Origin of the sequence: Planomonospora sp. ID82291 (assembly GCF_015711645.1) — a bacterium.
Taxonomy (GTDB): Bacteria; Actinomycetota; Actinomycetes; order Streptosporangiales; family Streptosporangiaceae; genus Planomonospora.
On sequence record NZ_JABTEX010000002.1, the window covers coordinates 1,851,617 to 1,867,705 of the forward strand.

Annotated in this window: 17 protein-coding genes; 11 read left to right on the forward strand and 6 right to left on the reverse strand. The window is 74.8% G+C overall.

Annotated features, from left to right (window positions below):
* Positions 1 to 18 precede the first annotated feature (18 nt).
* The 3 genes from HS045_RS19240 to HS045_RS19250 all read left to right on the forward strand — a co-directional run bounded on the left by HS045_RS19240 (position 19) and on the right by HS045_RS19250 (position 3,182).
* The gene (locus tag HS045_RS19240) at positions 19 to 963 is read left to right on the forward strand and encodes an ROK family glucokinase (RefSeq protein WP_196452682.1); all 945 of its coding nucleotides are present in this window, start codon (positions 19 to 21) and stop codon (positions 961 to 963) included.
* A 103-nt stretch (positions 964 to 1,066) separates the two neighbouring features.
* Positions 1,067 to 1,837 (forward strand): endonuclease/exonuclease/phosphatase family protein, encoded by a 771-nt coding sequence (locus HS045_RS19245; protein ID WP_307827593.1) that lies wholly within the window; start codon positions 1,067 to 1,069, stop codon positions 1,835 to 1,837.
* A gap of 193 nt (positions 1,838 to 2,030) precedes the next feature.
* Positions 2,031 to 3,182: a hypothetical protein gene (locus HS045_RS19250; protein ID WP_196452683.1), complete on the forward strand. Its 1,152-nt coding sequence runs from the start codon at positions 2,031 to 2,033 to the stop codon at positions 3,180 to 3,182.
* 84 nt (positions 3,183 to 3,266) lie between these two features.
* Here the strand turns inward: HS045_RS19250 and HS045_RS19255 are convergent, their stop codons facing one another.
* Together HS045_RS19255 and HS045_RS19260 are read right to left on the reverse strand one after the other, a co-directional pair.
* Positions 3,267 to 3,743, reverse strand: a complete 477-nt coding sequence (locus HS045_RS19255) for a hypothetical protein (RefSeq protein WP_196452684.1) — start codon at positions 3,741 to 3,743, stop codon at positions 3,267 to 3,269.
* 70 nt (positions 3,744 to 3,813) lie between these two features.
* Positions 3,814 to 4,578, reverse strand: a complete 765-nt coding sequence (locus HS045_RS19260) for a carboxylesterase (RefSeq protein WP_196452685.1) — start codon at positions 4,576 to 4,578, stop codon at positions 3,814 to 3,816.
* A 149-nt stretch (positions 4,579 to 4,727) separates the two neighbouring features.
* On the opposite strand from HS045_RS19260, the gene HS045_RS19265 reads away from it, so the two are divergent.
* From HS045_RS19265 to HS045_RS19275, 3 genes are read left to right on the forward strand one after another with little or no spacing between them, the layout of a single operon-like run.
* Positions 4,728 to 5,441 carry a 1-acyl-sn-glycerol-3-phosphate acyltransferase gene (locus HS045_RS19265; RefSeq protein ID WP_196452686.1) on the forward strand — a complete coding sequence of 238 codons (714 nt, stop codon included), beginning with the start codon at positions 4,728 to 4,730 and terminating at the stop codon, positions 5,439 to 5,441.
* Complete coding sequence (locus HS045_RS19270; RefSeq protein WP_196452687.1) at positions 5,438 to 5,968, forward strand: CrcB family protein; 531 nt, start codon at positions 5,438 to 5,440, stop codon at positions 5,966 to 5,968. The genes HS045_RS19265 and HS045_RS19270 overlap by 4 nt, the downstream gene beginning before the upstream one ends.
* Positions 5,965 to 6,324: a CrcB family protein gene (locus HS045_RS19275; protein ID WP_196452688.1), complete on the forward strand. Its 360-nt coding sequence runs from the start codon at positions 5,965 to 5,967 to the stop codon at positions 6,322 to 6,324. The genes HS045_RS19270 and HS045_RS19275 overlap by 4 nt, the downstream gene beginning before the upstream one ends.
* A 25-nt stretch (positions 6,325 to 6,349) precedes the next feature.
* Here the strand turns inward: HS045_RS19275 and HS045_RS19280 are convergent, their stop codons facing one another.
* Positions 6,350 to 6,820, reverse strand: coding sequence for a MarR family winged helix-turn-helix transcriptional regulator (locus HS045_RS19280; RefSeq protein WP_196452689.1), 471 nt, complete (start codon positions 6,818 to 6,820; stop codon positions 6,350 to 6,352).
* A 75-nt stretch (positions 6,821 to 6,895) separates the two neighbouring features.
* Here HS045_RS19280 and HS045_RS19285 point away from each other — a divergent pair, with 75 nt between their 5' ends.
* Entirely contained in the window at positions 6,896 to 7,336 is a 441-nt protein-coding gene (locus tag HS045_RS19285) for a DoxX family protein (protein ID WP_196452690.1), read from the forward strand.
* A gap of 47 nt (positions 7,337 to 7,383) precedes the next feature.
* On the opposite strand, the gene mmuM is transcribed toward HS045_RS19285, so the two are convergent.
* The 3 genes from mmuM to HS045_RS19300 all read right to left on the reverse strand — a co-directional run bounded on the left by mmuM (position 7,384) and on the right by HS045_RS19300 (position 11,736).
* Entirely contained in the window at positions 7,384 to 8,247 is an 864-nt protein-coding gene (gene mmuM / locus HS045_RS19290) for a homocysteine S-methyltransferase (protein ID WP_196452691.1), read from the reverse strand.
* Between the two features lie 148 nt (positions 8,248 to 8,395).
* Entirely contained in the window at positions 8,396 to 11,053 is a 2,658-nt protein-coding gene (locus HS045_RS19295) for a VIT domain-containing protein (protein ID WP_304609610.1), read from the reverse strand.
* Positions 11,050 to 11,736 carry a MerR family transcriptional regulator gene (locus HS045_RS19300; protein WP_196452692.1) on the reverse strand — a complete coding sequence of 229 codons (687 nt, stop codon included), beginning with the start codon at positions 11,734 to 11,736 and terminating at the stop codon, positions 11,050 to 11,052. Before HS045_RS19300 ends, HS045_RS19295 begins: the two co-directional genes overlap by 4 nt.
* 113 nt (positions 11,737 to 11,849) lie before the next feature.
* Here HS045_RS19300 and HS045_RS19305 point away from each other — a divergent pair, with 113 nt between their 5' ends.
* The 4 genes from HS045_RS19305 (at position 11,850) to HS045_RS19320 (ending at position 15,786) form a co-directional block, all read left to right on the forward strand.
* Complete coding sequence (locus HS045_RS19305; RefSeq protein ID WP_196452693.1) at positions 11,850 to 12,317, forward strand: Dps family protein; 468 nt, start codon at positions 11,850 to 11,852, stop codon at positions 12,315 to 12,317.
* Between the two features lie 323 nt (positions 12,318 to 12,640).
* Positions 12,641 to 13,789, forward strand: a complete 1,149-nt coding sequence (locus HS045_RS19310; RefSeq protein WP_196452694.1) for an alkaline phosphatase PhoX — start codon at positions 12,641 to 12,643, stop codon at positions 13,787 to 13,789.
* A 350-nt stretch (positions 13,790 to 14,139) separates the two neighbouring features.
* Positions 14,140 to 14,757: an NAD(P)H:quinone oxidoreductase gene (gene wrbA, locus HS045_RS19315; protein WP_196452695.1), complete on the forward strand. Its 618-nt coding sequence runs from the start codon at positions 14,140 to 14,142 to the stop codon at positions 14,755 to 14,757.
* A 72-nt stretch (positions 14,758 to 14,829) separates the two neighbouring features.
* A complete protein-coding gene (locus tag HS045_RS19320; RefSeq protein WP_196452696.1) occupies positions 14,830 to 15,786 on the forward strand; it encodes a beta-propeller fold lactonase family protein in 957 nt (318 codons plus the stop codon).
* Positions 15,787 to 16,089: the final 303 nt, after the last annotated feature.

Sequence of the window (16,089 nt, forward strand, 5' to 3'; positions counted from 1 at the left end):
AGAGGGAAGTGGGGAGAGATGGCGCTGACCATCGGCGTTGACATCGGCGGCACCAAGGTCGCGGCGGGCGCCGTGGACGACGACGGGCGGATCGTCGCGCAGTGCCTGCGCCCCACCCCGGCCGACAGCCCCGAACGCGTCGCGGACACGATCGCCGACGCGGTGGCGGAGCTGGCGAAGGGCCGGGAGATCGAGGCGGTGGGTCTCGGCGCCGCCGGGTTCATCGACGAGACCCGCTCGCTGGTGCGGTTCGCGCCCAACCTCGCCTGGCGTGAGGAGCCGCTGCAGAAGAAGGTCTCCGACCTGGTCGGCCTGCCCGTCGTGGTGGAGAACGACGCCAACGCGATGGCGTGGGCCGAGGCGAGGTTCGGCGCGGGCCGCGGGGAGAGCCACATCGTGTGCGTGACCGTCGGCACCGGCATCGGCGGCGGCCTGGTGCTGAACGGCGCCCTCTACCGGGGCCGCTGGGGCATGGGCGCCGAGTTCGGGCACATGCAGGTGGTCCCCGAGGGGCGCCTGTGCGGCTGCGGCAACCTCGGCTGCTGGGAGCAGTACGCCAGCGGCAGCGCCCTGGTCACCGAGGCCCGGCTGATCGCGGAGGCCGACCCGGGGCGGGCGGCCCGGCTCCTGGAGATCGCCGGGGGCACCCCCGCCGACATCGAGGGCCCGGAGATCACCGACGCCGCCCGCGAGGGCGACCCGGCGGCGCTGGCCGCCTTCTCCTCGATGGCCGAGTGGCTCGGCCAGGGGCTGAGCGACCTCGCCGCGGTGCTCGACCCCGGCTGCTTCATCCTCGGCGGCGGCGTCTCGCGCGCCGCCGACCTCTGGATCGACCAGGTCCGCGACTCCTTCGGGCGCAATCTGACCGGCCGGGAGCACCGCCCGCCGGCCGACATCCGCCTGGCCGAGCTGGGCGCGTCCGCCGGTCTCGTGGGCGCCGCCGACCTCGCCCGGAGGCGCTGACCCCGCCCGGGACGCCGGCCGGACGGCGCCGGCAGGATGACCGGAGGCGCTGGCCGGACGCGCCCGGCGCGGTTACGCTCTCGGCACACGCCGATGGCGGACGGTGACACGGGTCGTCACCGGCGGCGCTCGGCAGTCCGAGGTCACCTGCGAGGTCACCGTGGTGCTCAGGGTCGCCAGCTACAACGTGCGTTCCATGCGCGACGACGTCGCGGCGCTGGGGCGGGTGGTCGCCGCCCTCCGCGCCGACGTGCTCTGCGTGCAGGAGGCGCCCCGCTTCCTGTGCTGGCGCTGCAAGCGGCGGCGGCTGGCCGCCTTCGGCGGCCTGCGGGTCGCCGCCGGGCTGCGGGCGGGCGGCCTGGCCGTACTGACCGGGCCGGGCGTCCGGCTGCTGCACGGCGAGGGCCGGCTGCTGAAGCACTTCCCCGGGCTGGAACGGCGGGCGATCGCGATCGCGGTGGTGGAGGGGGCGGGCGCCCGGGTGGCCGTCGGCTGCGTCCACCTGGATCTCGACCAGGCGGCCCGGCTGCACCACGCCGGCGAGGCGCTGGACCTGGTCGAGGAGTTCGCCGACCGGTTCGGCGCGCTGCCCGTGCTCGCGGGGGACATCAACGAGCAGGCGCACCAGCCGGCCTGGCGGTGCCTCACCGGGCGGCTGGCCGACTGCTACGCCGTCTCGCCGCGCGGTGACGGGCTGACCTTTCCCGCCCGGAACCCGGGCAAGCGCATCGACGCGATCTTCGCGGTGGCGGGCGTCTCCGTGGTCTCCTGCGGCGGGACCGAGGCCGACCCCGCCGACCTGGCCGCCGCCACCGACCATCTGCCGGTGGTCGCCGAGCTGGACTGCGGCCCTCCGGCCGACCCCCGCCGGTGACCGCGCCCGCGGGGCGGCGCGCCGTTCCCGGGCGATGCGCTGTTCGTGGGGGAACGCGCGGTTCGCGGAGGGCGGTCCGGGAGCGCGGCGGGGCCGGGCCTGCGTCGGGCGCGTGCCGGGGGTGCGGCCGGGAGCGGGGCGGAGGATGGGGAGCCGCGCACATGGAGTGGGCATCACCCGTACCATTTGGTGCATGACCCGTCGCCTTCCGCGGCGTGCCCTGGCGCTGTGCGCGGGAGGCCTGCTTCTGCCCTTCCTCCACGCGCCGACCGCGCACGCCGATCCCGTCCGCCCACCCGCGGCGGAGGCCTGGCAGGCGCCGGCCACCGCCCGGCTGAGCAGTGACGGGTCGCTGTCCGACGTCGCCGGGATCTCCGCCGGGAACGTGTGGGCGGTGGGGCAGCAGAGCGTGTGGGACATCTGGCAGAGCCGGGGGGCCATCACCCACTGGAACGGCCGGACCTGGACCGAGGTCCCGATCCGCAACGATCCCACCGGGGCGGGGCTGCTGCGCTCGGTCGCGGCGGCGTCGGCGACCGAGCTGTGGGCCGTGGGAGAGGGCCACGACGGCCTGCCGTACCTGGCGCGGGGGGACGGTTCGGCCTTCGACCGGGTCACCGTCGACACGCTGCACGTGGGCGACTGGCTGGGCGGGGTGGCGGCGGTCCCGGGACGGGCGGTCGCCGTGGGCCGCCGCGCCGGGCAGCCGCTGATCGTCACCGGCGCCGGCGGGAAGTGGACTCTCACCGCCGCCGGAACGCGCGGCACGCTGTACGGCGTCGCGGTGACGGCCAAGGGCGACGGCTGGGCGGTCGGCGACACCGGAGGCGAACCGCTGATCATGAGGTCGTCCGGCGGGCAGTGGAAGTCCTTCCCCGCCCCGGACATCCCCGGCGGCTACCTGCGCGACGTCCATCTCAACGGGTCGAAGCGCGCGCTGGCCGTCGGCGGCGTCCACCGCGACTCGGGGCAGGTCGTCCCCCTGGTCCTGTCCTGGAACGGCAAGAAGTGGTCCAGGGTGGAGGTGTCCGAGCAGGACGTGCGGCTGTACGGCGTGACCGGTGACCGCAGGAACCGCTTCTGGATCTCCGGCGTCGACCTGACGCGTCCGGGGGAGGCGTTCCTGCTCCGTTACGACGGCCGCAGGGTCAAGGCGCTGCGCGGCGCCCCGTCCGAGGCCGCCCGGACGATCAGGCTCCAGTCGGCGGCCTACCTGTCCGGCACGGGCACGGTCTGGACCGTCGGTCACGTGGTGGACGGCAACGGCCGCTACACCGACGTGATCGAGCGCTTCGCGACGAAGAGCCCGGCCGACCAGGGGGGCTCCGCCCGGTCCAGGTCGTGAGACCCGGCGCGGACGGGCCGCGGGCCGTCCGCCGTGGCGCGCCGGCCCGCCGCGGCGCGGGCGGCGGACCGATGCGGAGGCCGGTCAGATGACGGCGCCGTCGTCCCAGCCGGAGCCGCCGGGCGGGCCGTCCCCCATCCGCACCACCAGCGCCACGAAGCCGCCGATGAACGCGGCGACCGCGGTGAACAGCGCCCAGCCGCGCAGCTCCCACCCGGCCGCGGCGGTCACCAGCAGGTAGGCGGGGCCGCCGAACAGGGCCGTCCACGCGATCTTGGTGGTGGCGTCGGTCCTGGGCAGCGGCGGCGGGGGCGGGGGGACGTAGTGCCCCTCGTCGTCGTCCGCCTGAGCGGTCCCGGTGTCGAGGTCGGCGGCGGGGCCGTCCTCCTCCGCCGTCAGGAGGCCGTCGTCCTCCGGGGGCCGGACCACCCGGCGCGGAGGGTCGGCGGGGAGGTTCTCGCTGTCCGGCCACGGCTGATCGGCCGAGTCGCGCTCGGAGGTGTCGTTGAAGGACGCGACGATCTGCCGCCAGACCTCGTCCTCGTCGCTCTGCGGTGTCACCTAGCTGGGCCCGTCGCTCATGGCCTGAGATCACTTCCTTCTTCGGAGACCGCGCATCCCCCGCTGGCGATCAGTCTCTCTGCAAGGGTACAGAGGCGTTCGTCCTGATGAACTCCAGGCTCTCCGCGAAGATCCGGTCGGCGTCGTTGTCGAGCGTCGCGACGTGGTAGCTGTCGGCGAGCTCGACCACGGCCAGATTCCCCCCGGTCAGCCTCTCACGAAGGATACGCACACTGGTCGGTTTGACCACATGGTCCTGCGGGCTGTGGAAGACCAGGACGGGCTGGGTCACCGTGCCCAGCTCGGCCTGGGTCAGCGCCCAGAGCCGGGGGAGGCTCGCCGCGGCCTTGACCGGCGTGCGCGTGTAGCCCACCTCGACCGCCCCCTCCTTCTTGATGTCGCCGGCGACGCCCTGGACCGAGGGGACGAACAGGCGCAACAGCGGCGCGAGCCGGAGCAGCGGGACGTCGTTGGCGATCGAGGGGTTGACGACGACCACGCCCCTGATGCCCTCGCCGTGCACCTCGGCCAGGCGCAGCGCCATGCAGCCGCCGAGCGACAGGCCCGCCACGAAGACCTCGGGGCACCGGCCCCGCAGGTCCGCCAGCGTCTTGTCCAGCTCGGCGTACCAGTCCTCCCAGCGGGTGCGGTTCATCTCCTGCCAGGTGGTGCCGTGGCCGGGGAGCCGGGGCAGCGCCACGGTCAGCCCCGCCTCGGCGAGGTGCTCCGCCCAGGGGCGCAGCGACTGCGGGGAGCCGGTGAACCCGTGGCAGAGCAGCACTCCGACCGGGCCCCCCGCGTGGTGGTACGGTTCCGCGCCGGACATGATTGGCATGGTGACTCCTTGTCAGGCTCGCCTGATCGTCGCATGTTCCGTGCCTGTTGTGCGAGAGGGCGATATGTATGGTTTCGCGGTGTAGGTGACGGAGTCTCGAGGTGGGAAGATAACTCCAGGTCGCTTCCTGTCAACCAAAGGAGCATCGAGTGTTCTACTGGGTGGTGAAGGCCATCCTCGCGCCCCTTCTCCGCGTGGTCTTCCGCCCCTGGGAGGAGGGGGTGGAGAACGTGCCGAGGGAGGGCCCGGTGATCCTGGCCGGCAACCACCTGTCGTTCGCCGACCACTTCTTCGGGGCGTTGTTCCTCCCGCGCAAGGTGATCTCCCTCGGCAAGGCCGAGTACTTCACGGGCAGAGGCCTCAAGGGGATGCTCAGCCGGGCCTTCTTCAGCGGCGTCGGCACCGTGCCGATCGACCGCTCCGGAGGCAAGGCCAGCGAGGCGGCGATCCGCACCGGCCTGCGCGTGCTGCGCGAGGGCAACGTGCTCGGCATCTACCCCGAGGGTACCCGTTCCCACGACGGCCGCCTCTACAAGGGCAAGACCGGTGTGGCGCGGCTGGCGCTGGAGTCCCGCGCGCCGGTCATCCCGTGGGCGATGGTCGGCACCTACGAGATGATGCCCCCCGGCCGCCCGCTCCCGCGCCTGGGCATCCGCCCGGGCGTGAAGTTCGGCAAGCCGCTGGACTTCTCCCGCTACTACGGCATGGAGGAGGACCGGCTGGTCCTGCGTGCCGTCACCGACGAGATCATGTACGCGCTGATGGAGCTCGGCGGCCAGGAGTACGTCGACAAGTACGCCGCGAGCGCCAAGGCGGAGGCGGCTCAGGCGGCGAAGGAGGCGAAGAAGGCCGGGCGGCGTTGAGCGGCGCGCAGGACCGGCCGGGGCGCCGTCCTCCGGCCCGGTCCCGGCTCCGGTCCCGGCTCCCGCCCCGCTCCCGGCCCCGCGCCCCGTCCGGGCGTCCGGCCCGTCCCGGCCCGCCGCGGCTCGTCACGGCCGCGGTCGCCTGCGGCGGCGCGCTCGGCGCGCTGGCCCGCCACGGCCTGGGCGCTGCGCTGCCCACCGCGCCGGGTGCCTTCCCCTGGACCACCCTGGCGGTCAACCTCCTCGGCTGCCTGCTGATCGGGGCGCTCGTCGTGGTGCTCGCGGCGCTGGAGCCCCACCCGCTGGCCGGCCCCTTCCTGTCCACCGGCGTGCTGGGCGGGTTCACCACCTTCTCCTCCTTCGCCGTGGACACGGAGGCACTGATCCGTCTGGGCCGGCCGGCCACGGCGCTCTCCTACCTCCTGGCCACCCCGGTCCTGGCGGTGGCGGCCGCGTTCACCGGGACGGTCCTGGCACGGCGTGCGCGGTGGGTACGGCGGGCTCGGCGGGAGCGCGGGGCGGGATGAGCGCGGTGCTGCTGGTGGCGGTGGGCGGGGCGGCCGGGGCCGTGCTGCGGCACCTGGCGGCCTCGCGCTCCGGCCCCCGCTTCCCGTGGGGGATCCTCGCCGCGAACACGGCCGCCTCGTTCCTGCTCGGCCTGCTGGCGGCCGGGGCGGCCGCGGGCCGGTTCCCGGGCTGGGCGCTCACGCTGGGCGGCGCCGGCTTCTGCGGGGCGCTGAGCACCTACAGCACGCTCGCCTACGACGTGCTGCGCCTGGCCGAGGCCGGGGAGCGGCGCCTGGCCGCGGCGAACCTGGCGTTCACCCTGGCGGCCGGTCTGGCGGCGGCGTTCGCCGGGGCCGCCGTCGGCCGGATGGCCTGATTAGGTATCAATCGGACAAATGGGGCTAGCGGGATGGCGGGGCGTCACGAAGCGCCGCCTCCACCTTCCGCATGACGCGGGTCATCGTCTCCAGCTCGCGCGGCTCCAGCAGGTCGATGAGGAGCGTGCGGACGACGGCGACGTGGCCCGGTGCGGTGCGTTCGAGGCACGCCGCGCCCGCGCCGGTCAGGACGGCCAGCACCCCGCGTTCGTCGGAGGGGCAGGTCTCGCGGGTCACCAGGCCCATCGCCTCGAGTCTGCCGACCTGATAGGTGAGCCCGCTCTTGGAGGCCACCACGCCATGGGCCAGCTCGGTCATCCGGAGCCGCCCGCCGGGGGCGGCGGAGAGCCGCGCCAGGATCTCGTACTGGGCGTGGGTCAGGCCCGCCTCCGCCTTCAGCTGCTCCTCGATGCGCCGTTCCAGCAGGTGGGAGGCGGCCAGGTAGGCCGTCCAGGCGGCCATCTCGTGTTCGTCGAGCCACCGTGTTCCCGTCACCCGCCCAGTCTACTGTTGTTTGAATTTGAACTATCTGCTTAGGTGTAGTTCGAATTCGAACCAAAGGGAGGCGTCATGTTCGACGTGATCGATCGAGTCCGGCCCGTCGCGTTCCTGCTGGGGCGCGTCGTCATCGGCGTGATCTTCTTCGTGCACGGCTGGATGAAGTTCAGCTCGGGGCTGGAGGGGACCACGGCGTTCTTCGAGTCGGTCGGGATCCCCCTGGCCGGTGTCGCGGCGCCGGCGGTGGCCGTCGTGGAGGTCGTGGGCGGCGTCGCCCTGATCGTGGGAGCCGCGCTCCCGCTCTTCGGCACGCTGCTCGCGCTCACCATGCTCGGTGCGATCCTCTTCGTCCACGGGTCGGCCGGATTCGGCGCGGACAAGGGCGGCTACGAGTACGTCCTGGCCCTGGCCGCGGCCAGTCTGATGATCGGCTTCAGCGGTGGCGGGGCCCTGGCCGTGGACTCCCTCTGGCGGCACCGCCGCGACCGGACGGGCGTCACGACCTCGGTCTGACCTCCGTCCGGAGGTCCCGCGGCGGGCGGGGCGCGCCCGCCGCGGGCCTACCGTCCGTAGACGTGCTCGTGGATCTGCCGGATGTGCTCCGGGGTGGTGCGGCAGCAGCCGCCGACGAAGCTCGAACCCGCGGCGTGCCACCCGGCCGCCGCGGCGCCGAACTCGGCCGGGTCGGCCAGGCCGCGCCAGCGGCGGGCGGCGGCGTCCCAGGTCTCGCCGGAGTTCGGGTAGACCATGACCGGTTTGCCGTCGATCTGCTGGATCAGGCTGGGAACGTGGCGCGGCGCGGTGCAGTTGACGCCGACGGCCAGGACCTGGGGATGGCCGGAGAACAGCCCGGCGGCCCGCCGCATCGGGGTGCCGTCGTTGATGCGCTCGCCGTCGCGGCAGGAGAAGCTGATCCACGCCCGCACGCCCGGGGTCTCGTCGAGCAGCCGCCGCAGCGCGCGGGCCTCGGCGTAGGACGGGACGGTCTCGCACGCCAGGAAGTCGGCTCCGCTGCCGGCCAGGATGTGCCAGCGGTCCCGGTGCCAGGCGACCAGGCCGTCCTCGTCGAGGTCGTATTCACCGGTGTATTCGGCGCCGTTGGCGAGGGAGGCGCCGTACGGGCCGACGCTGGCGGCCACCGCGCCCTCGCCGTGGGCGTCGCGGGCCTCGGCGGCCAGGCGGACCGAGAGCAGGATCAGCTCCTCGGCCTCCCCGGCGGACAGACCCCGGCGCACGAACGCCGGGATGCTCGCCTGGTAACTCGCCGTGGTCGCCACCTGCGCCCCCGCGGCGTAGTAGTCGAGGTGCGCCCGCCGGATCAGCGAGGGGTCCTCCACCAGGAGCTTCGCCGACCACAGCTCGTCACCCAGGTCGGCGCCCAGGGACTCCAGATGGGTGGCCAGCCCGCCGTCGAGAATCACCACCCCGCCACTGTACGTCACGGCCGGCGGGGGTCCGCCGGACGATCTCGCGGAGGCCCGCCGGCCCGGACCGGATGCAGACCCGCCGGCCCGGACCGGATGCAGACCCGGTGGCCCGTCCGGGTCCGCGGCCGGTCCACCGGGCCGGCGATCACCGCTTCCAGAAGGGGCGGCGCCGCTTCGGCTCGCTCAGCGTCTCCAGGACCCGTACGGCCTGCCGCCACAGCGCGTCCGCGTCCGCCTCCGGCCCGGCCGAGGTCAGCTCCTCGGCCAGCGCCTCCAGCTCCGCGTGGCCGCCGAGGAAGACGGCCAGAGCGGCCAGGCGGCTGCCCAGGTCGGACAGCAGGCGCAGCCGCTCGGCTGCGGGGAGGGACTCGGCGGCCCGCAGCCGCCGGAGCTCCTCGGCCAGTTGCGCCCGCAGGGCGTCGTCCTGCGCGCCGGAGCCGGCGGGGACACCGGCAGGGGTGCCGGGACGCGGAACGGACCGGGACCGCATCGGCGAGCGCGGGACGGGGGTCCCGCCCGGCGGCACGGGGAACGCGTCGCCACCCGCGTCCGGGAACGCGCCGATTCCCGTGTCGGGGACCGGGCCGCTCTCCGCGTCCGGGAACGCGTCGCCACCCGCGTCCGGGAACGCGCCGGGAACGGCGTCCGGGAACCCGCCGGCGGTTCCGCCCGGCGCGCCCGCCGGCCCCGCCCCGTACCCCGGGGCGGTTCCGCCCGGGCCGTACGCCGGAGAGGGAGGGGGCGGCGCTCCGGGGGCGGCCATCCGCGGGGCGGCCATCCGCGGGGCGGCCATCCGCGGGGCGGCCATCCGCGGGGCGGGCATGGCGGTGGGCATGGCGGCCAGCATCATCGGCGCGGCCGCGGACGGGGGCGTCTCCCAGCCGCTCGGCGGTTCCACCGGCTGGATCACCCGGTGCTCCGGGCCGCCCTCGGCGACCACCCGGCTGTCGACCGCGACGAACGCGGTGAACCGGCAGAGCACGCCGTACTCCAGCGAGGTCGAGACGATCTCCTCCTCCAGCGAGCGGTCCCCGGCGGCGTAGCGGTCCTCCAGGTCACGCAGCCGGGCCCGCGCCCAGATCGAGCGCACCGCGGGGTTCTGCGCGAGGGCCCCGGGGATCCGCCGCTCCCACGGCCGTCCCGCGGCGTCCAGACCGCGCAGGACCACGCCCGCGGAGACCCCGGACGAGGCTCCGGACGAGGTCGCGGACGAGGTCGCGGACGAGGTTGCGGACGAGACCCCGGACGAGGTCGCGGACGGCGCGCCTCGGTAGCGGCCGTGGACGGTCAGCGGCACGCCGGGGTAGACCGAGCCGAGGCGGCCGGTGGAACCGGGGACCGGGTCCAGGCCGTCTCCCGCCAGGGACAGGTCGGTGACCAGCGGCGCGCCGATCCGGCGGTGGATGTGCTCCATGGCCTCGTCCAGCCGGTCCTCCGACTCCACCAGCTCGCACCGGCCCGCGCCGAGCCCGGCCAGCCGGCCCAGGAAACCGGCGTTGACGGCCTGGTCGATGCCGACCGTGTGCACCCGCACCCCGGTCAGCCGCCCGGCGGTCCGCTCCAGGATCTGGTCCTCGTTGCCCACCTGCCCGTCGGTGACCAGCACCAGCACCCGGTCCCGCGAGGAGTCGCCGAGCAACGCGGCGGCGCGCTCCAGCGGTTCCACCATCTCGGTGCCGCCACGCGCCTCCAGCCGGGCGAGGTACTCCACCGCCCGGTAGCGGTTGCGGTCGGTGGCCGGCACCAGCCCGCCGTCCTCGCCGAGCCGCCCGGGATGCTCCACCACGGTGTCGAAGGAGACCACGGCGAACCGGTCGTCGCCGGTCAGCGTGTCGACGATGCGGGCGGCGGCGCGCCGGGCGGCGACCATCTTCCAGCCGGTCATGCTGCCCGAGCGGTCCAGCACCAGCACGACGTCCTTCGGGGCGGGCGCGGACGGCCCGTGCTCCGGGACCACGGACAGCGCGAACGCGCCCCCGTCCCCTGGCCCGTCCGGGTCGGGGACGAGGGTCAGGGAGGTGGAGGCGTCGAAGGACAGGCGCAGGATGAAGTCGCGGTCCAGCCGCTCGCCCGGCGCCAGCCGTACGGTGCGGCCCTCCTGCAGGACCGTGTGCAGGCTGGAGCGGACCTCGCGCAGTTCCAGCCCGGCGGCGTCGACCGTGACCGCGAGCGAGAGCCGCACCGGACGGGGGAAGCCGGGCAGCAGCACCGGCGGGGTGATGCGCGAGGCGTCGGGGACCGCGTCGGTGTCCGGCACCCAGCCGTCGCCGGCCTGCCCGCCGTCGAGCGGGACGCCGGGGACGTAGCGGGGGGCGACGACCAGCGGGAAGCGGAACGTCGCCGCGCCGTCCTCGTAGGGGAGCGGCTGGTCGAGCGCGAGCCGTACGGTGACCCGCTCGCCCGGCACGATGTTGCCGACCCGGATGGTGAAGACGTCGGGCCGGTCCTCCTCGGCGATGGCCGCCCGCCGCCCCTCGGCGACGGCCTGGTCGTAGTCGGCCCTGGCCTGGCCGCGCTCCTTCAGCACGCCCTCGACGACGTGCCCGCCGGCCTCCATCCGGAAGGCCGTCACGGCGGCGCGGTCGGGCAGCGGGAAGACGTAGGTCGCCTCCAGCGCCACGTCGAAGGCGTTGCGGAAGCACTGCGTCACCGTCACCCCGGCGACCAGGCCGCAGACCTCGGCGGTGACGTCCACGCTCTCCAGGGGCAGGTTGCCGCGCTCGGTGACGAGCGCGCCCAGCCCGGCGTCGGGGACCGGCGCGCACTCGTCCGGCCGCAGCGGGGCGATGGAGTCGATCATCATGGCTTTCCTTCCGGAGAGGCGAGCCCACGCTCGCGCAGGACCGCCAGGAGCGCCTCGGCGGCGGTGGCGATCCCGACGAGGTCGTCGTGGGACGGGACACGGCTCGCGCCGTCGAGCAGGAGGGTCACCCCGGCGGCCAGCCGTACGGCGGGCACGGGCGAGGCGGCGGTGGAGGGGATCACCGGGGTCGAGAGGGCCGGAGGGGCCGGGGCCGGAGGGGCCGGGAGCGGAGGGTCGGGGATCGAGGGGGCGGGGGGATCGGGCGCCGGGTTCCGCGCGGGGACGGGTGGGACGGGCGGACCGGTCCAGAAGCGCGGGCGGGGGACGCGGGAGGGCTGCTCCCCGTCCGGGCAGGCGGGCAGGCGGGCGATCGCCTCCAGGGTCTGGTCGGTCGCCCCGGCGAGCTCGGCCTGGATCTCGGCGATGCTCCGGCCCTCCGCCTGGCGCCGCTTGACGGCGATCAGCTGGAGCAGGTGGCGCCTGCCGTACAGCGCGACGCGGCCCCGGCGGGCGGCGGGCGGGTCGACCAGGCCGATCGTGGCGTACCACCGGACGAGACGCTCGTTGGGCACGTCCCTGCCCCGTCCGGCCTGCCGGACGGACGGGGGCGGCAAGGGCGACGAGGGCGGCGGGGACAGAACCGCCGAGGCCCGTTCCACCAGTTCGCCGATCGTCCATTCCATGCCCCCATAGTGACACTGCAATTATTGCAGTGTCAACATAGGTCCGGTATCGATGGGTAGGGGCCGTTCTGGTTTGCACGCAGCAATCGATTCCGACAACGGAGGTACGTCCCATGGCCACCATCACCGGCCCGCTTCAGCCCGGTGACAAGAAGATCGTCGGAGAGGCCCTGCAGGGCGCGCTCATCGATCTCCTTGATCTCTCGCTCCTGGCGAAGCAGGCCCACTGGAACGTGATCGGCCGCAACTTCCGCCAGATCCACCTGCACCTGGACGAGATCGTGGCGTTCGCCCGGGCGCACGCCGACACCGTCGCGGAGAGGGCCGTGGCGCTCGACATCACGCCCGACGGCCGCGCGCCCTCCATCGCGGGCACCACGAAGGTGCCCCAGCTCGACTCCGGCTACCTGGACGTCGACAAGGTCGTCGCGGCGATGACGGACATCCTGGAGTCCATCGGCCGCAGGATGCGCGAGCGGGTCGAGGCCACCGCCGAGGCCGACCCCGTCACCCAGGACATCTTCATCGCCGTCACCCAGGACGTGGAGAAGCACCACTGGATGATGCAGGCGCAGCGCTGACGACCCGCCCCGGCCGCCGAGGCCGCAGGCCTCCGGGGCGGCACCGCGACGGGTGCTCCGGCGGGGCGTCCCGCCGCGGGGCGCGGACGCCCCGGCGCGGAGCCGGGGCGTCTTCACGCACCGGGGCCCGCCGGAGGGGTGCGGCCGAGCGGGAGGGCGGTCGAGCGGGAGATATGTGAGATGCGTGAGATGCGCGCCGATTCGCCGAAACGCCTGCCTTCGGGGTTTCCATCGAGTTTCAATCGACATGGTGACCGTGTTCATCCGGGTTCATCCGGATCCGGTCGACTGGCCGCGTACCGTGAAGGCAACGAGGAGGCGCCATGCTCCGCCGTACGTTGTTGCGCACCGGAGGACTGACCGCAGGCGCGGCGCTGACGGGATCCCTCTGGCAGGGCGCCGTGTCCGCGACCGCGCGGGGACCGGGTCCGTACGGGCCGCTCCGGGCCCCCGACGCGAACGGCCTCGCGCTGCCCGCCGGGTTCACCGGCAGGGTCGTCGCCCGCACCGGCCGCCGGATCGGCGGGACGCACTGGCACGCGGCGCCCGACGGCGGGGCGTGCTTCCCCGACGGCACCGGCTGGATCTACGTGTCCAACTCCGAGATCCCCCTGCTCGGCGGGGCCTCGGCGATCAGGTTCGCGGCCGACGGCCGGATCCTCGGCGCCTACCGGATCCTCTCGGGCACCGACCTCAACTGCGCCGGCGGGCGCACGCCCTGGAACACCTGGCTGTCGTGCGAGGAGATCCTGCGGGGCCGCGTGTTCGAGTGCGACCCCTACGGCGAGCGCGCCGCGATGCCGCGCCTGGCCATGGGCCGGTTCAAGCACGAGGCCGCCGCCTGCGACCCCGACCGGCGGGTGGTCTACCTCACCGAGGACGAGCCGGACGGCTGCTTCTACCGGTTCCGGCCGGAGGTGTGGGGCGACCTGACGGCGGGGCGGCTGGAGGTGCTCTGCGGGGGCGGGGGGAACGGCGGGGGCGCGACCGCCGGGCCGGTGACCTGGGAGCGGGTGCCCAACCCCGCCGCGCCGCTGAAGGCGACCCGGCACCAGGTGGGCGCCGCCCTGCACTTCTCCGGCGGCGAGGGCTGCCACTACGACGGCGGGATCTGCTTCTTCACCACCAAGGGCGACAACCGGGTGTGGGCCTACGACGCGGAGAACGGGCGCCTGGAGATCGCCTACGACGCCGACTCCCCGCTGACCGGAGTGGACAACATCACCGGCACCCCGGCCGGAGTCCTCTACGTGGCCGAGGACGGCGGGAACATGGAGATCAACCTGATCACCCCGGACCGGGTGGTCGCGCCGTTCCTCCGGGTCGACGGCCACGCCCGGTCGGAGATCACCGGCCCGGCCTTCTCCCCGGACGGCCGCCGGCTGTACTTCTCCTCCCAGCGCGGCGCCCGGGGCGACTCCGCCGGGACCGACGGCGTCACCTACGAGGTCACCGGCCCGTTCCGTGGTTGAGCGCCGCGTGCGCGGGCGCCCGGGTGCCTGAGCGCCCGAGTGCGCCGGGTGCCTGAGCGCCCGAGTGCGCGGGCGCGCCGGGTGCCTCGAAGGCGCAGCGCGCCCTGAGCGCCCTGAGCGGCCGGGGCGGCCGGGGCGGGGCTGGTCGGGGCGGATCGCGGGGGAGCGGCGCCGCTCCGGGAGATCCTCGTCCGGGAATCGGTCTGCGGAGCGTCCGGATCCGGGCCGGACGGGTCGCCGGTCACCGGCCGCGGGTAGGTGCCGTAGGGCGGGACGGGACCCGAGCGGTCCGCACCGTCCCGCCTCCGCACGCCTGTCCGCGGCTCGTCCGCCTGACCGGGAGCAGACCCGTGACCGATGTGAGAGTCTCCGTCATCTACTACTCCTCGACCGGCACCGTCCACGCGATGGCCAAGCGGCTGGCGAGCGCCGCGGAGACGGCGGGCGCGCAGGTCCGGCTCCGGCAGGTGCCCGAGCTGGCCCCGGAGGAGGCGATCGCCTCCAACGCGGCGTGGAGCCAGCACTTCGACGACACCAAGAACGAGCCGAAGGCCGTGCCCGACGACCTCGTGGAGGCCGACGCGGTGCTGCTGGGCACGCCGACCCGCTACGGCAACATCTCCAGCCAGCTCAAGCAGTTCATCGACACCCTCGGGCCCCAGTGGTCGCAGGGCCTGCTGGCCGACAAGGTCTACGCCGGATTCACCGCGACCATGACCGCGCACGGCGGCCAGGAGTCCACCCTGCTGGCCCTCTACACCACCATCTACCACTTCGGCGGGCTGGTGGTGGCGCCCGGCTACACCGACCCGTCGAAGTTCGCCGACGGCAACCCCTACGGCGTCTCCCACGTCACCGGCGGCACCAACAGCGACCCGCTGACCGACGTGCAGCACGCGGCCCTGGACCACATGGCCAGGCGGGTGGTGACCATCGCCGGGCGGCTGAAGGCCGGAGCCGCGGCCTGACCGGCGGGCCCCGCCGTACGCGACTGCGCTAAGGTCACGGACCGGTCAAGAGTCGATGACGGCGGGAGAATCATGGCGGAGATCGCATACGTCGGCGGATACACCCCGGACACCGGGGGGTCGGGCGCCGGGATCGTCCTGATGGAGTTGGACGGCCCGACCGTGCGCGGCGCGACGGCGGCCTCAGGGCCGTCGTTCCTCGCCGCCCACCCCCGGCTCCCCGTGCTCTACGCGGTGGGAGAGGCCGAACGGGGCACCGTGGAGGTCTTCGCCCGGGGCGCGGACGGCGCGCTGTCGCCGCTCGGCGGCCGCTCCAGCGGGGGCTCCTTCCCCTGCCACCTGGCCGTGAACCCGGCGGGCACGCTGCTGGCGGTGGCCAACTACGGCGACGGCACGGTGAGCGTGCACGGCATCGACGAGGCGGGGCTGCTCACCACCGTGCAGGCCTTCCCCCACCGCGAGGGCTCCCACGCCCACCAGGCGACCTTCGCCTCCGACGGCGTGCTGTACGTGACCGACCTGGGCGCCGACGAGGTCCGCCGCTTCACGGTCGGGGACGGCCGCGAGGCGGCCCTCCACCCCGACGGCCCGGTACGGCTCGCGGCCGGCATGGGCCCGCGGCACCTGGCCCGCGCGGGGGACCGCTGGTACGTGGCCGGAGAACTGGACGGCACGGTCCGCGCCTACGACTCCGGCTGGCGGGAGACCGCGGTGACCGCGGCCGGCGGTTCCGGGGCCGAGAACCACCCCTCCCACCTGGAGGTGCACGGACCGTTCGTCTACGTCGCCAACCGGGGGCCGGACACGATCGCGGTGCTGTCCGCGCCGGACCTGGAGAGGATCGCCGAGGTGCCCTGCGGGGGCGCCTGGCCGCGCCACTTCGCCGTCGTGCGCGACCGGATGTACGTGGCCAACCAGAACTCCGGCGGCGTCGCCGTACTGCCGCTGAAGGACGGGGTGCCGCAGGAGGCCGAGGCGGTCGTCGAGAGCGGCACGCCGTCCTGCGTGCTCCCGCCGGCGGGGGCGTGAGCGCCGCGACCCGGCGGCGGGGCGTGAGCGCCGCGACCCGGCGGCGGGCGGCGGGCGCCGTGCGGAGGCGGGGACGCGGCGGTTCCGGGCGGGCGGCGGGCGTCCGCCCGGGGTACGGGGGCCGAGGTCCCGGGACGCAGGGGCCGAGGTCCCGGCGTGCGGGGGGCCGAGGTCCCGGGGCGGACGGCACGCGGGCGCCGGTGGTCGTTTGGTCTAGACCACTGGGTCGCTCTGGGGGCAGAATGCCATGCGACGGCGGGGGAGACTCCGCCGATCGTGTGGGCCCGCTTAGTCTGGTCACAT